Below are 13,668 nucleotides of genomic sequence, written 5' to 3'. Positions count from 1 at the left end.
GGCGCCGGGCGGGGTCGACTGCGGTGGGGCGGTTGAGGGGTCGGCTGGGGGTGGGGGTGCCCCGACCCCGACCCCGACCACGCGCGCGAAGCGCCGCGCCCCCAACCCCACCCGGAGCCACGACCGCTGCATCGTTGTCGACGCCGACCGGCGCCAGCGCAGCGTCGCGCCCCCCCCGACCCCGACACGCCCCCCGCGCCGCAGTGCCGCCCGCGCCAAGACCCCGACCCGGACCCAGACACGACCCGGGCCGCGCCACGACCCCGACTGGGTTTCAGCCCCCGACCGCGGTGGCAGTACCCCGACTGCCGTGGCAGGACCCCGACCGCGGTGGCAGGACCCCGACCCCAACCACCCTCGACCGCCGTTCCGCGATCGCGGCCGTCACAGCGCCTTGAATTCGTCGAACGGCGAACCGCAGGCGCGGCACGAATGGATGGCCTTGCACGCCGTCGAGCCGAACTCGCTCTGGAGGACCGTGTCGGTGGACCCGCAGAACGGACAGGCCACGGCGGGCCGTGCGCGCGTGAGCGTCACGAAGCCGCCCTGATCGGCGCGCCCCGGCGGCGCAATGCCGTAGCGGCGCAGCTTCTCGCGCGCCTCCTCGCCGATCCAGTCCGTCGTCCACGCCGGCGACAGCGTCATGTGGACCGTCACCTTCGGCACCCCGCGCGCCAGCAACGCCGCCTTCACGTCGGCTTCCATCTCGCGCATCGCCGGGCAGCCGGAGTACGTGGGCGTCATCGTCACCGTCACGCCATCGGGGGTGATGTCGACATCCCGCACCACCCCCAACTCCACCACACTGATCACCGGCACTTCCGGGTCCGGCACCGTCTGCAGAACCGCGAAGACCTCGTCCCGCGTGAGCATCACACTCACCACGTCGCGCCGGGATGCGCGCGGGCGACGCTCTGCATGGTGGCCAACATGTGCCCCAGCGATTCCGTGTGCCGCCCCTGCCGACCGCCGCGGCGCATTACGCCGTCGGCCGGGCGCGCGAGCGTGGCGCGCTGCAGGACGTCGTTCACCATGGTATCCCACAGCGACCGGATGGCCGCGTGGTCCACCGCAATCCCCTGCTGCGCCACGGCATCGTCCACCGCATCGCGATCGAACAGCTCCCCGGTGAAACGCCACAGCGCCTCGAGCGCCGATTGCGTCCGCGCGTGGCTCTCGTCCGTGCCGTCGCCCAGGCGCACCACCCATTCACTGCTGTGGCGCAGGTGGTACTTGTCTTCCTTGAGCGACTTGGCGGCAATGGCCGCGAGCGACTCGTGCGCGCACCGCGACAGCTGATCCCAGAGCAGCACGCTGTACGCGTCGAACAGGAACTGGCGCACCATGGTGACCGCGAAGTCCCCGTTGGGCTGTTCCACCAGCAGCGCGTTGCGAAACGCCGTGCCGTCGCGGAAGTAGGCCAGCGCATCCTCGTCGCGCCCCTGCCCTTCCACCGTGCCGGCGAGCGCAAGAATGCTCTGCGCGTGGCCGATGAGGTCGAGGGCGATATTGGAGAGCGCGATATCCTCTTCGAGGATGGGGCCGTGGCCGCACCATTCGCTCACGCGATGCCCCAGCACCAGGCGGTCGTCGCCGAGGCGCAGCAGGTACTCCGCCAGCGGATTGGCGATGGGGGACTGCCGCGGCGCCGCGATGGGGTAATCGGGCGCCTTGTTGATCACGCCGGCACGTGTCGGGCCGGGGGATTCGGTGTCGTCGTGAGCCACGCCCGCCTCAGAAGATGCGCACGCCGCGCGGCGCGACGTAGAACTGCGGATGGCGATACGGCTTGTCGTTGCCCGGATCGAAGAACGGTCCGGCATCGGACGGTGCCGAGGCCACGATGGCCGTGCTCGGCACCACCCAGAGATTCACCGCTTCCCCGCGGCGCGTGTACACGTCACGCGCATTCTGCATGGCGTGCTCGGCGTCGGCCGCGTGCACACTGCCGGCGTGCTCGAACGGTTCGCCGCGTGCGCCCTGCGTGAAGACTTCCCACAGCGGCCACTGACCGTCTGGCAGGCTCATGCCGCCGCCGTGTCCTTGCGGGCCTGCTGCTTCTGCGCGTGTGCCGTGGCCGCCGCGCGCACCCAGGCGCCATCGTCATGCGCCTTGCGGCGCGCCGCCATGCGCTCGTGGTTGCAGGGCCCGTTGCCCTTGAGCACCGCGTGGAACTCGCTCCAGTCGATCTCCCCGATGTCCCAGTCACCGGTCGTCTCGTTGAAGCGCAGATCCGGATCGGGGAGCGTGATGCCGAGGGCGATGGCCTGCGGCACCGTGAGATTCACGAAGCGCTGGCGCAGCTCGTCGTTCGTCTTGCGCTTGACGCGCCACTTGAGCAGCTCGGCGCTGTTGGGCGAGTTCGTGTCGCTGGGGCCGAACATCATGAGGGCCGGCCACCAGAACCGATTGACCGACTCCTGCAGCATGGCCTTCTGCGCCGGCGTGCCGTTGGCGAGCACCGTGCAGATCTCGTAGCCCTGACGCTTGTGGAAGTTCTCTTCCTTGCAGATGCGCACCATGGCGCGCGCGTAGGGGCCGTAGCTGGCCTTCGCGAGCACCGTCTGGTTCACGATCGCCGCACCGTCCACCAGCCAGCCGATCACGCCCATGTCGGCCCACGCGAGCGTGGGGTAATTGAAGATGCTCGAGTACTTCGCCCGCCCGTCGAGCAGCTGCTCGACGAGTTCGTGGCGATCGACCCCCAGCGTCTCGGTGCCGCAGTAGATGTACAGGCCGTGGCCGGCCTCATCCTGCACCTTGGCGATGAGCGACAACTTGCGACGCAGGCTGGGGGCGCGCGTGATCCAGTTGCCTTCGGGGAGCATACCCACCACTTCGGAGTGCGCATGCTGCGACATCATCCGGGTGAGCTGCTTGCGATAACGGTCCGGCATCCAGTCCTTCGGCTCGATGCTTTCGCCGGCGGCGATGCGGGCTTCGAAGGCGGCCAGGAGGGCCGAATCCTCGGTGGGGACGGGCATGGTCTGGTCCATGAGCGAAAGGTACCAAGGCGTGGCCGGCTTCGACAATTGGAACCGGGCGCTATCTTCCCCGCATGTCGCCCTTTCCCCCCATCGAATCCGGTCCGGATGGCTACGTCCGGACCCACGTCAGCGCTGGCGTCGGCCGCATCGAATTCCACCACCCCAAGAGCAATTCGCTCCCGAGTGCCGTGTTGCAGGAACTGGCGGCCACGGTGACCGCAGTGAGCCGCACCCCCGACGTGCGGGTCATCGTCCTGCAGAGCGGCGGCAGCGGCCCCTTCTGTGCCGGTGCGTCCTTCGACGAGCTGGCGGCCATCGAGGACCGCAAGCAGGGGCAGCGCTTCTTCAGCGGCTTCGCGGGGGTGATTCTGGCCATGATCCGCGCCCCGCAGTTCGTCGTGACGCGTGTGCACGGCAAGGCCGCCGGCGGGGCGGTGGGACTCATCGCCGCCAGCGATTTCGCGATCGCCGTGGACAAGGCCAGTGCCAAGCTCAGCGAGCTGGCCGTGGGCATTGGCCCGTTCGTGGTGGGGCCGGTGATCGAAAAGAAGATCGGCCTCGCCAGCTTCAGCCAGATGGCGGTGGATGCCGATTGGCGCGACGCCGCGTGGTGCGAGCGCCGCGGGCTGTACGCCAAGGTGGTGCCCGACGTGGCCGCGCTCGACCAGGCCGTGGACGCGCAGGCCGCCACACTGGCCGCCGCGAATCCGGAGGCCATGGCCATGATGAAGCAGGTGTTCTGGGCCGGCACCGACACGTGGGACGCGCTGCTCGCCGAACGGGCGGGGATGAGCGGGTCGCTCGTGCTGTCGGAGTTCACCCGGCGGGCCATCAGCAGCTTCAAGGGCAAATGAGCCCCGCCACCCCGCTGGTGCCGGCGGTGGTGGTGGTGCACGGTGCGCTGGGCAGTGCCCGGCAGATGGCGCCGGTGGTGGAGGCGTTGCGCGCGCTCCGCCAGTTTGCCGAGGTGGTGCCCGTCGAGCTGCCCGGCCACGGGGAGACCATGCTCGCCACGGGTCAGCCCTTCGAGATGACCGCGCTGGCCGACGCCCTTGGCGAGGCCATGGCGCGCGCCGCCATCACGCGTCCGCTGGTCTTTGGCTACTCCATGGGCGGCTACGCGGCGCTGGTGCGGGAACTGCGCGCGCCGGGGACGATTGGCGGCGTGGTCACCCTGGGCACCGTGCTGCACTGGACGCCGGCCATCGCCGCGCGCGCGGCCGCCCGGCTCGACGCCAGCCTCATTCGCGAGAAGGTGCCAGCCTTTGCCGCCACCCTCGCCGAACGACACCAGGGAGCAGGCGGCTGGGAAACGGTGCTCGCGCACACGGCACGGCTGCTGCGCCGCCTGGGGGATGCCCCGCCGCTCACCGACGACACGCTCGCCGCGATCCACTGCCCCGTGCACCTGCTCGTCGGTGACCGCGACGACTCCGTGTCGCTCAGGGAAACGGCGCACGCCGCCTCGCGTCTGCCGCACGCCAGAGCGTCGTTGCTTGCCCATACGCCACATCCCATCGAGCAGGTGGACGTAGCGTGCATTGCCCGCGAAGTGAGTGATCTGGCCCAGCGACTGTCATCTGGAGGCTGACCCATGTTTCGTGCCCTGCGCGTCCCCGAGCGGTTGTTCGCGATGGCCATGTGGGCCGTCTCCATGGTGTTCGCCTCGTTCCTGATCGGCCTCGGCGGCAAGATCGTGGGCGAACTGCCGGGCACCGATCGACCGGTGTCGCTGCAGGATTTCGTGGACGGGACCCGGATGGCGCCGCTGCGGGCGCGGCGCGACTCGTTGCTGGAGGCGAACCGGCGCACGCAGGAGGCGCGCGACCGGGCCACGCAGCAGCTGGCCGTGGCGCGCAACGGGTACACCGCGGCGCGCACGCAGTTCGACGCCTGGATCATCACGCGCACGGCCACGACCGATCCGCAGCAGGATCCGGAAGTGCTGCGGCGCACGCGGTCGCTGGACTCGCTCAAGACCCTCGAGCGCGAGGCGGAACGCCGGGTCGAGGGGCACGATGCCACGCTGCTGGCGGTGGCACAGGCGCAGGAGGCGACGCGCAGTGCGGAAGTGCAGCTCGAAGAGGAGGCCGCGCGTCCCTACGCGCAGGCGCGTTTCCGGCAGGAGCTGGTGACCTTTGCCATTCGCCTCGCGCTGACGCTGCCGCTCCTGCTCGTGGCCGGGTGGCTCGTGGCGCGCAAGCGGACGAGTGAATACTGGCCACTGCTGCGTGGCTTCGTGCTCTTCGCGCTGTTCGCCTTCTTCGTGGAGCTGGTGCCGTATCTGCCGAGCTATGGCGGCTACGTGCGCTATGGCGTGGGGATCGTGGCGTCGGGCGTCTGCGGCGTGTGGATCATTCGCGCCATGCGCCGCTACGTGGCGCGCCGGCAGGAAGTGGAGCAGCAGAGCGATGCCGAACGCCGGCGGGCCATGCCCTACGAGGCGGCCATCAAGCGTATCGACGGCGGTGTGTGTCCGGGGTGCGAACGCGCCGTGAACAAGGGGCCACAGGGGTACGTGAACTTCTGCGTGCACTGCGGTCTGCGCCTCTTCGACAGCTGCGGCGCCTGTGGCGTGCGCAAGAACGCGTTCTTCCCCTACTGCCCCGACTGCGGCGTGCCCGCGGCGCAGCGTGCCGTCACTTCCGGCGCTCACCCGTAAAGGTCGCGCCCCCCTGCCCCCCGAAGTCCACGTCGCCCTTCACCGTGTCATTGTCCACGATGGTGCCGGCAAAGGTGAGCGTGGCGCCCCCGCTGGTACTCACCGCGAAGCTGAAGCTGTTCCCCTTGGTGGTGCCCTTGAAGGGGAGCGTGCCCATGCGCCCCGACTCGTAGGTGCCGGTGAGGGAATCGCCCTGCTGCTTGATGGTCACGGTGGGGGTGCCGGTCCCGTTTTCGGTGACGACCTTGAAGTTCCAGATGCCGGTGAGATCGGTGGCCACGCGCTGGGCCACGGCGGTGCCGACGGCAACGAGCGAGGCGGCGGACAGGGCCAGCGTGGCCAGGGTGCGGCGAGAGGTGGTGATCATGTCAGAAAGCGCCTGGTGAGGTGACCGTGACGGTCAGCGGGTCAGTCCGGCGCCGAATGCGGCGACACCGGGCAGCGTGATGGGCAGCTTGCCGGTGATGGGCGCGCGCCCCAGCAGCGCCCGCGCCGCGGCACGCTGCGACGCGGTCCACGGGCTCCAGGCCAGCAGATGCGCCTCGGTGAGCGGCAGTCCAAGCTGCAGGTACGGGTTGTTGAAGCTTACCAGCACCACCTTCGTGCTGGCGGCACGCAGCCCGTCCAGCAGCTCCGGCAGTCCCTTGGTCGGCACCATGCTCGCCGTGTTCGTCGCGGCGCCGATGTAACTGGACACCAGCACGAGGTCGGCGCCCCGCGCAATGGCCAGCGCGTTCTCCACCGACGCCGGCAGCAGCGCCGGATCGGGGGTAATGCGGTACCCCCCCGTGTTGCCGGCGGCGGCACCGGCGGTGGCTTCGGCCACCACTTCGGGGGTGAGCGTCAGCGACAGCAGATTGGGGTACGCGCTGCGCAGCTCCGCGTCGAAGCCGCGACCGGCGCTCAAGTCCACCCGCGACGACACCGTGATGCTCACCACGCGCGCCGTGCGGGGCAGCGTGAACGGCACCAGGGAGAGCGAATCGCGCACGAGCGTGATGGCCTTCGCGGCGGCGTCGCGCGCCGGTGCCTGATTGGCGGTGGTCCCCACCGTGGTGCGCACCGCCTCGACATCCACCAGACGTTGGCGGTGCAGCCCGAACTCGTGTTTGGCCGCGAGCAGTTTGCGCACGGATTCGTCGAGGCGCGCCTCGGTGATGCGCCCCGTGGCCACCGCCTCGACGACCGCGTCGATGCTCACCTTGGCGTCGGTGGGCATGAGCAGGACATCGTTCCCGGCCTCGACCGCGCGCAGCGTGGCCTCGGCCATGGTCATGTTGCCCAGCACGCCGTTCATGTCCAGCGCATCCGTCACGAGCAACCCGCTGAACTTCATCTCGTGCTTGAGCAGGTCGGTCATCACCCGGCGGCTGAGTGTGGCGGCCGTCTTCGTGGTGTCGAGAGCGGGCAGATCGCCATGAAAGGTCATCATGCCTCGCAGCCCGGCGTCGATGGCCGCCTGGAACGGACGCAGCTCCACACTGTCGAGACGCGCCCGCGACACGTTCACCCGTGACAGTTCGAGGTGCGAGTTCTGCTCGGTGTCGCCGTGCCCGGGAAAGTGCTTGCCGGTGGCGAGCATGCCGTGCTCCTGAATGCCGCGCATGAGGGCCACCCCCATCTCCGACACGAGTGCCGGGTCCTCACCGAACGACCGGGCGCTGATGACTGGGTTCTTGGGGTTGTTGTTCACGTCGAGCACGGGGGCGAACGCCATGTGAATGCCCATGGCCCGCCCCTCCTGCGCCGTGACCCGTCCCATCTCGTAGGCCAGCTTCGGGTCACGCGTGGCACCGATTCCCATCTGGTAGGGGAACGACGTGGCCCCGCCCAGCTCGATGGCATTGGGCAGAAACCAGCCGCCGCGCGCGCGGAAGGCCGCGCCCGTCTCGAGATCGGCGCCCACGAGCAACGGCAGCCTGGCGGCGCGCTGGAGCGCGTTGAGCTTGGTGGCGATGTCCAGGGGGCCACCCACCGATACGATGACGCCACCCAGTTCGAGCTCCGTGATCTGCCGGGCAATGGCGGCGTACCCGGGGGCATCCGCCGCGGTGTAATCGCCCAGTGTCCATACCCACACCATCTGCGCCGCCTTCTGGCGCACGCTCAGCGTGGCCAGCACGGAATCGACCCATGCCGCACGCGTGCTGGTGGCGCGACCGGCAGCCGCCGGTGCGCCTCCCCCGCGCTCGGCGGGGGCCGCTACCGGGGCGGGCACCGGGGCCGCCGGATCAGTGGAGCTACGCGAACCGGCGGCGGCACAACCAACCGCCAGCACGGTGCTCAGGGGCAGAAGCCAGGCACGCGCCATGGTGAGCGAAACGGAGGGAAACGGATACCGGACCCGCCGACGCCTCTCGCGCCGACGCTCCGGCCTGCTGCCGCAATCTATCACTGCGCCCCCAGTACGGTCCCAACGGCCCGCATGCTGAGGATTCCGTGCTTACGGCACCGCGCGCGAGATCGCCGCGGTGCCGCCGACGACCGGCAGCACCAGGGTGGTCGCATCGAGGTCCACGCTCAGCTGCGTGCCCGCGCTCGGCCACAGCGTGAACTCCTTGTCGCTCGAGAAGATCATGAAGCCGAGGCGCTTGCCCGCGGGAATGATCTGGTCGTCGGGCTCGAGGTCGAAGGTGAGCGACACCGCTTCGCCGGCGCGCAGCGGGGCGCTGCGGCGCAGCGACTTCGCGTTCTGCGGGTCGGCCCAGCCGCGAGTCACGATTCCGCGCGGATCCATCGCGCCGTTGGTGCCGGCGGGATACGGCAGTTCCACGAGCCACACCGACAGGTTGGCTGCGGCCTTGGTGGACGACACGCGGATCGTCACGCGCGCGGTGCCACTGAGGTGCACCGGCTGCGTGAACGTGGGCAGTGCGTAGAGCAGGCGATGGGGTGATGCGGCCGCCATGGCGAGTTGCGCGCCACTCTGGGACACCTCGTCGGTGAGCGTCTCGGTTCCCTGGCCGGCCAGACGCGCCAAGCCGAGCCCGCCCACCTGCGCGCCGCCCTTGAGGGGATACAGCTCCACCGGCGCGCTCTCGGGATGCGGGTACGCCGCATACGGCGTGGGGCTCTGACGGGACGCGCCTTCGCGCACCACGAAGGACCGCGGGTCCTGTTCCACCCCGTTCTGCACGCCCAGCAGGTAGCGCGTGAACCACCGGTTCATCATGGCCAGCGGCGGCTCGCCACCATGCCCACCCTGATGGAAATACATCTGCACCGGCGTGCCGTTGGCACGCACCGCCTCCGCCATGATCGTGGTGTGCGACGGCATCACGTTCCAGTCGTTGAAGCCGTGCGCCGTGAGCATGGCGGCGCGAATGCCCTTCGCCTGCGCGATGTAGTCGCGCTGCACCCACCAGTCGCTCAGGTCACCGCTGCGCCGATCGATGTTGCGCATGATGTCGTCGCGTACGCGCGCATGACAGAGTGCCCGGCGGGCCGTGTCACCACTCTGCACGAAGTCGTAGAGCACGTCCACGTCTTCACCGAGATAGCCACCGGGGCTGCGCACCAACCCGTGCGACCGGTAATAGCGATAATAGGAATTGTTCGGTGACACGGGGATGATGGCCTCGAGCCCCTTCACCCCGGTGGTCGCCACGGCCACCGGCAGCGTGCCGTTGAAGGAGGTGCCGGTCATCCCCACCTTGCCCGTCGCCCAGGTCGCCGTCACTTCCGTGCCGCCGGTGGCGGTTGTGTATCCCTTGGCGCGCCCGTTGAGCCAGTCGATGACGGCCTTCGGGGCAAGCGATTCGTTCATGCCACCGATCGTGACGCACCCCTGGCTCAGGCCCGTGCCCGGCGATTCGGAATGCACCACGGCGAAGCCGCGGGGTACCCAGGTGCGCACCTGGGAGTTGGAAATCCGTGTCCGGCCCGCGTTGTACGCGGCCCCCTTGCCCAGCGTCCGCGACGGCGGCGGCGCCCCCAGCTCCTGCTTCACGGGCCAGAAGATGTCCTCGTTCGGGTCCGTCCCCGCAAAGTAGGGGCTGGTTTCGTACACCACCGGCACCTTGAGGCCGCTCGCCGTGGGGCCCGGCCGGGTGACGTCCACGTGCACCCGGTCCTTCCGGCCGTCGTAGTCGGAGTCGAACTCCGTTTCCACCCACAGGCGCTCCCGCACCCACTGGGAGGAGTCGGCAAAGGCGGGGGTGACCTGCGACTGCCCATCGGCAATGACGTACGGGGCGGGTACGGTCGCCCCGGCGACCGGCGCACCGCCGGCAGGCACACTGCCGACTGGCGTACCGGCGGCCGACCCGCCGCCGGAACGACAGGCACTCGCGATGCCCATGAGCAACAGGGGGGCAACCAGACGAACTCGCAACGTGGAACGCGCGGCAGGCATGTGGCAGGGTGCGGAGGGAGAAGTGCGGCGAGCCCAGCGGGCGATGGCAGCACAATCTAGCATCTGCCCGTCATGAAGCCCGGTGACGCTGCCGCCGAGCCCGCTGGGGCGCAGGCGCGGGGGGGGAGTCCAAAGGGACCGCTACTGGCGACATCCCGCTCCGGCAGTGATTTTCCGCAGGATACCCCTGAACCGGCTGCGGTCCGGCCGGTCTGCCATTCCTCCCACCCACCCACACGTGCTCGAGCAGTACGCCATTTTCCTCGCGCTCGGCTGCGCGGCCATTGCCATCGTCTACGGCATCGTGTCGGCGCGCTGGATCATTGCCCAGCCCGCCGGCAATGAGCGCATGCAAGAGATCGCCGGCGCTATCCGGGAAGGCGCCGATGCCTACTTGAAGCGTCAGTACACCACCATCGCCATGGTCGGCGTTGTGCTCTTCCTTGCCGTCGGCCTCGGCCTCGGCAGCTGGCTCACCGCCATCGGCTTCGCCATCGGGGCGATTCTGTCGGGCGTGGCCGGGTTCATTGGCATGTTCGTGTCGGTACGCGCCAATTCGCGTACCGCGCAGGCTGCGACGAAGGGACTCAACGCGGCGCTGAACATCAGCTTCAAGGGCGGTGCGATCACCGGCATGCTGGTGGTGGGACTTGGCCTGCTGGGCGTGGCGGGCTTCTACATGGTGGCCATCGGCGATGCCACGGGTGAGGAAGCGGTGAAGCACGCGCTGGAGCCGATGGTCGGCCTGGCCTTCGGCTCGTCGCTCATCTCCATCTTCGCCCGCCTCGGCGGCGGCATCTTCACGAAGGGCGCCGACGTGGGCGCCGACCTCGTGGGCAAGGTCGAAGCGGGGATCCCGGAAGACGATCCGCGCAATCCGGCGGTGATCGCGGACAACGTGGGCGACAACGTCGGTGACTGCGCCGGTATGGCGGCCGACCTGTTCGAGACGTATGCGGTCACCGTGATCGCCGCGATGCTCGTGGCGGGGCTCGGCTACTCCACGTACGGCAACACCGGTGTGCTGTATCCGCTCGTGCTTGGCGCGGTGTCCATCCCCGCGTCGATCATCGGCACGTTCTTCGTGAGCGTGAAGCCGGGCGGCAAGATCATGAACGCGCTCTATCGCGGCCTGATCGTGTCGGGCGTGCTCGCGGCGATTGCGTTCTTCTTCGTCACGCAGAGCATGTTCCCCGGCGAACAGGGCACGAACCTGTTCCTCTGTGCGATGGTTGGTCTCGTGCTCACCGCCGCGCTGGTGGTGATCACCGAGTACTACACGGCCACGGAGTACGGGCCGGTGCGGGAAATTGCGAAGGCGTCGGAAACGGGGCACGGCACCAACGTGATTGCCGGTCTCGCGGTGTCGATGCGCTCGACGGCGGCACCGGTGCTGGTGGTGGCCGCCGCCATCTACGCCTGCTACCAGTTCGCGGGCCTCTACGGTGTGGCCATCGCCGCCACCTCGATGCTCTCGATGGCCGGCATGATCGTGGCCCTCGACGCGTACGGCCCCATCACGGACAACGCCGGCGGCATTGCCGAGATGAGCCATCTCGGCCCCGAGATCCGCAAGACCACCGACGCGCTCGACGCCGTGGGCAACACGACGAAGGCGGTGACCAAGGGCTACGCGATCGGCTCGGCCGGTCTCGCGGCGCTGGTGCTCTTCGCCGACTACAGCAGCAAGCTGGGTGAGCACCTCGGCTCGCCGGTGAACTTCTCCATCGACGATCCGAAGGTCGTCATTGGTCTGCTCATTGGCGGTATGATTCCGTACCTGTTCGGCGCGTCGGCCATGACTGCCGTTGGTCGCGCGGCGGGTGCCGTCGTGCAGGAAGTGCGTCGTCAGTTCAAGGAACTGCCCGGCATCATGAAGGGCACGCAGAAGCCGCAGTACGATCGCGCGGTGGACCTGCTCACCAAGGCGGCCATTCGTGAGATGATCCTGCCCTCGCTGCTGCCGCTCGTGATCCCCGCCATCGTGGGCATCGTGCTTGGCGGCGCGGCACTGGGCGGTCTCCTCATGGGCACCATCGTCACCGGCCTGTTCGTGGCCATCTCGATGTGCACCGGCGGTGGCGCGTGGGACAACGCCAAGAAGTACATCGAGGAAGGACATCATGGCGGCAAGGGAAGCGATGCCCACAAGGCGGCCGTGACGGGTGATACGGTGGGCGATCCGTACAAGGACACGGCGGGCCCTGCCATCAACCCCCTCATCAAGATCATCAATATCGTGGCCCTGCTGCTCATTCCGCTGCTCTCCAAGGCCTGATACGTGACTGCTCCCTCAGCAGCGTCGCCGCGCGGACCGGAACTGGTCCGCGCGGTTGGCGTTTGGGCCCTCGCGGCCAGCATCTTCAACGTCACGGTGGGTGGCGGCATCTTCCGCCTGCCGGCCGGCGCCGCCGCCGCGGCCGGGGCCGCCGCGCCGTTCGTCTACCTCATTTGCGCGGTGGTGATGGGCTTCGTGGTGCTCTGCTTCGCCGAAGCGGGCAGCCGTATCACGCTGACCGGTGGCCCGTACGCGTACGTGGAGGCGGTCTTTGGCCGCTATGTGGGCTTTCTGGCCGGCGTGCTGCTGTGGATGCTGGGGACCACCGCCGTGGCCGGCGTGGCGTCGGCCTTTGCGGAGGGGCTGGGGGCGCTCTTCGGTTTGCCGTCCATTCGGGTGCCGGTCATCGTGGCCATGTTCGTGCTGCTCGCGTGGGTGAACATCCGCGGCGTGGAGCAGGGCACCAAGCTCATTGTCGTGGCCAGTGTGGCCAAGCTGCTGCCGCTCATCGCGTTCGTGGCCATCGGGGTGTTCTTCATTCAGCCGGACCATCTCGCCATTCGCGAGATGCCAGGCCCCTCCAGTCTGGCACGCGCGGCCATCGTGCTGGTGTTCGCGTTCAGTGGCGTGGAGACGGCGCTGGTGCCAAGCGGAGAGATTCGCGACCCCGCGCGCACGGTGCCGCGCGCGCTCGCCATTGCCATGATCGGCGTGACGCTGCTCTACCTGGCGGTGCACCTGGTGGCGGCGGGACTGCTCGGTGACGCGCTCGCCACGAGCACGGCGGCGCCGCTGGCCTTTGCGGCCGAGAGCGTTCTCGGTACCCCGGGGCGCCTGCTCCTGCTCGTGGGTGCCTCCATCTCGATGTTCGGCTACGTGAGCGGCATGACACTCGCCGTGCCGCGGGCCCTCTTCCGTTTCGCCGAGGATGGCCTGCTGCCCAAGGTGGTGGGCTCGGTGCATCCGGGCTATCGCACGCCGCACGTGGCCATCGTCATCCAGACCACGCTGGTGGGCGCTCTCGCGGTGTTCAACTCGTTCGAGCAGCTGGCGGTGATCTCCAATCTCGCCGCGCTGCTGCTGTATGCCGGGTGTGCTGCGGCCACGTTCATGCTGCGCCAGCGCGGCATCCGTCAGGAGGGTGCCGTGCCCTTCTCCGTTCCGGGCGGTCCGCTGGTGCCGTTCATCACGATCGCGCTCATCGGCTGGCTGCTCACGAGCATCACGCAGGCCGAGTGGACGGTGCTGCTGCTGACCATCGGGGCCGCGTCGCTGTTCTACGTGGTGGCGGCGCGAACGGGTAAGCGGTCGGGGGTGGCGTCGGGGGCTGGGTAGGGGTCTGCGTCGGGGTCTGCGTCGGGGTCTGGGTCGGGGTCTGCGTCGGGGT

General features: G+C 69.2%; 12 protein-coding genes. 5 read left to right on the top strand and 7 right to left on the bottom strand.

The genetic code is table 11. From position 1 onward, the window contains the following. Positions 1-384: 384 nt before the first annotated feature. The 4 genes from paaD to paaA all read right to left on the bottom strand — a co-directional run bounded on the left by paaD (position 385) and on the right by paaA (position 2,996). Entirely contained in the window at positions 385-873 is a 489-nt protein-coding gene (paaD, locus tag LW840_RS17455) for a 1,2-phenylacetyl-CoA epoxidase subunit PaaD (RefSeq protein ID WP_291261516.1), read from the bottom strand. A 5-nt stretch (positions 874-878) separates the two neighbouring features. Then, the gene (paaC, locus tag LW840_RS17450) at positions 879-1,655 is read right to left on the bottom strand and encodes a 1,2-phenylacetyl-CoA epoxidase subunit PaaC (protein ID WP_343213640.1); all 777 of its coding nucleotides are present in this window, start codon (positions 1,653-1,655) and stop codon (positions 879-881) included. Between the two features lie 79 nt (positions 1,656-1,734). Continuing rightward, positions 1,735-2,028: a 1,2-phenylacetyl-CoA epoxidase subunit PaaB gene (gene paaB, locus LW840_RS17445; RefSeq protein ID WP_343213639.1), complete on the bottom strand. Its 294-nt coding sequence runs from the start codon at positions 2,026-2,028 to the stop codon at positions 1,735-1,737. After that, the gene (gene paaA / locus LW840_RS17440) at positions 2,025-2,996 is read right to left on the bottom strand and encodes a 1,2-phenylacetyl-CoA epoxidase subunit PaaA (RefSeq protein ID WP_291266795.1); all 972 of its coding nucleotides are present in this window, start codon (positions 2,994-2,996) and stop codon (positions 2,025-2,027) included. Before paaA ends, paaB begins: the two co-directional genes overlap by 4 nt. Positions 2,997-3,058: 62 nt before the next feature. On the opposite strand from paaA, the gene LW840_RS17435 reads away from it, so the two are divergent. The 3 genes from LW840_RS17435 to LW840_RS17425 are packed head-to-tail and all read left to right on the top strand — an operon-like array spanning position 3,059 to position 5,649. After that, positions 3,059-3,841, top strand: a complete 783-nt coding sequence (locus LW840_RS17435; RefSeq protein ID WP_291269154.1) for an enoyl-CoA hydratase/isomerase family protein — start codon at positions 3,059-3,061, stop codon at positions 3,839-3,841. Next, positions 3,838-4,578, top strand: a complete 741-nt coding sequence (locus LW840_RS17430) for an alpha/beta hydrolase (RefSeq protein ID WP_291266797.1) — start codon at positions 3,838-3,840, stop codon at positions 4,576-4,578. Before LW840_RS17435 ends, LW840_RS17430 begins: the two co-directional genes overlap by 4 nt. 3 nt (positions 4,579-4,581) lie before the next feature. Further along, a complete protein-coding gene (locus LW840_RS17425; protein WP_291261501.1) occupies positions 4,582-5,649 on the top strand; it encodes a zinc ribbon domain-containing protein in 1,068 nt (355 codons plus the stop codon). Here LW840_RS17425 and LW840_RS17420 read toward each other — a convergent pair. From LW840_RS17420 to LW840_RS17410, 3 genes are all read right to left on the bottom strand, one after another. After that, entirely contained in the window at positions 5,627-6,016 is a 390-nt protein-coding gene (locus LW840_RS17420; RefSeq protein ID WP_291261502.1) for a hypothetical protein, read from the bottom strand. The two genes, LW840_RS17425 and LW840_RS17420, sit on opposite strands and share 23 nt — an antisense overlap. Before the next feature lie 33 nt (positions 6,017-6,049). Beyond that, entirely contained in the window at positions 6,050-7,960 is a 1,911-nt protein-coding gene (locus tag LW840_RS17415; RefSeq protein WP_291266798.1) for a glycoside hydrolase family 3 protein, read from the bottom strand. Between the two features lie 132 nt (positions 7,961-8,092). Next, a complete protein-coding gene (locus LW840_RS17410) occupies positions 8,093-10,003 on the bottom strand; it encodes a Xaa-Pro dipeptidyl-peptidase (protein WP_291277472.1) in 1,911 nt (636 codons plus the stop codon). 238 nt (positions 10,004-10,241) lie between these two features. On the opposite strand from LW840_RS17410, the gene LW840_RS17405 reads away from it, so the two are divergent. Further along, positions 10,242-12,281 (top strand): sodium-translocating pyrophosphatase, encoded by a 2,040-nt coding sequence (locus LW840_RS17405; protein WP_291261505.1) that lies wholly within the window; start codon positions 10,242-10,244, stop codon positions 12,279-12,281. A gap of 3 nt (positions 12,282-12,284) precedes the next feature. Continuing rightward, positions 12,285-13,616 carry an amino acid permease gene (locus tag LW840_RS17400; RefSeq protein WP_291273072.1) on the top strand — a complete coding sequence of 444 codons (1,332 nt, stop codon included), beginning with the start codon at positions 12,285-12,287 and terminating at the stop codon, positions 13,614-13,616. Positions 13,617-13,668: the final 52 nt, after the last annotated feature.

It is taken from the genome of Gemmatimonas sp. (assembly GCF_021298855.1).
Classification (GTDB): Bacteria; Gemmatimonadota; Gemmatimonadetes; order Gemmatimonadales; family Gemmatimonadaceae; genus Gemmatimonas.
The sequence above is the reverse complement of the archived record's forward strand: the minus strand, read 5'-3'. Positions and strand labels throughout refer to the sequence as shown.

Excerpts from the sequence above, each read along its gene's own strand:
- paaD (WP_291261516.1), bottom strand. The coding sequence starts at position 873 with ATGCTCACGCGGGACGAGGTCTTCGCGGTTCTGCAGACGGTGCCGGAC.
- paaB (WP_343213639.1), bottom strand. The coding sequence starts at position 2,028 with ATGAGCCTGCCAGACGGTCAGTGGCCGCTGTGGGAAGTCTTCACGCAG.
- paaA (WP_291266795.1), bottom strand. The coding sequence starts at position 2,996 with ATGGACCAGACCATGCCCGTCCCCACCGAGGATTCGGCCCTCCTGGCC.
- LW840_RS17435 (WP_291269154.1), top strand. The coding sequence starts at position 3,059 with ATGTCGCCCTTTCCCCCCATCGAATCCGGTCCGGATGGCTACGTCCGG.
- LW840_RS17430 (WP_291266797.1), top strand. The coding sequence starts at position 3,838 with ATGAGCCCCGCCACCCCGCTGGTGCCGGCGGTGGTGGTGGTGCACGGT.
- LW840_RS17425 (WP_291261501.1), top strand. The coding sequence starts at position 4,582 with ATGTTTCGTGCCCTGCGCGTCCCCGAGCGGTTGTTCGCGATGGCCATG.
- LW840_RS17420 (WP_291261502.1), bottom strand. The coding sequence starts at position 6,016 with ATGATCACCACCTCTCGCCGCACCCTGGCCACGCTGGCCCTGTCCGCC.
- LW840_RS17415 (WP_291266798.1), bottom strand. The coding sequence starts at position 7,960 with ATGGCGCGTGCCTGGCTTCTGCCCCTGAGCACCGTGCTGGCGGTTGGT.
- LW840_RS17410 (WP_291277472.1), bottom strand. The coding sequence starts at position 10,003 with ATGCCTGCCGCGCGTTCCACGTTGCGAGTTCGTCTGGTTGCCCCCCTG.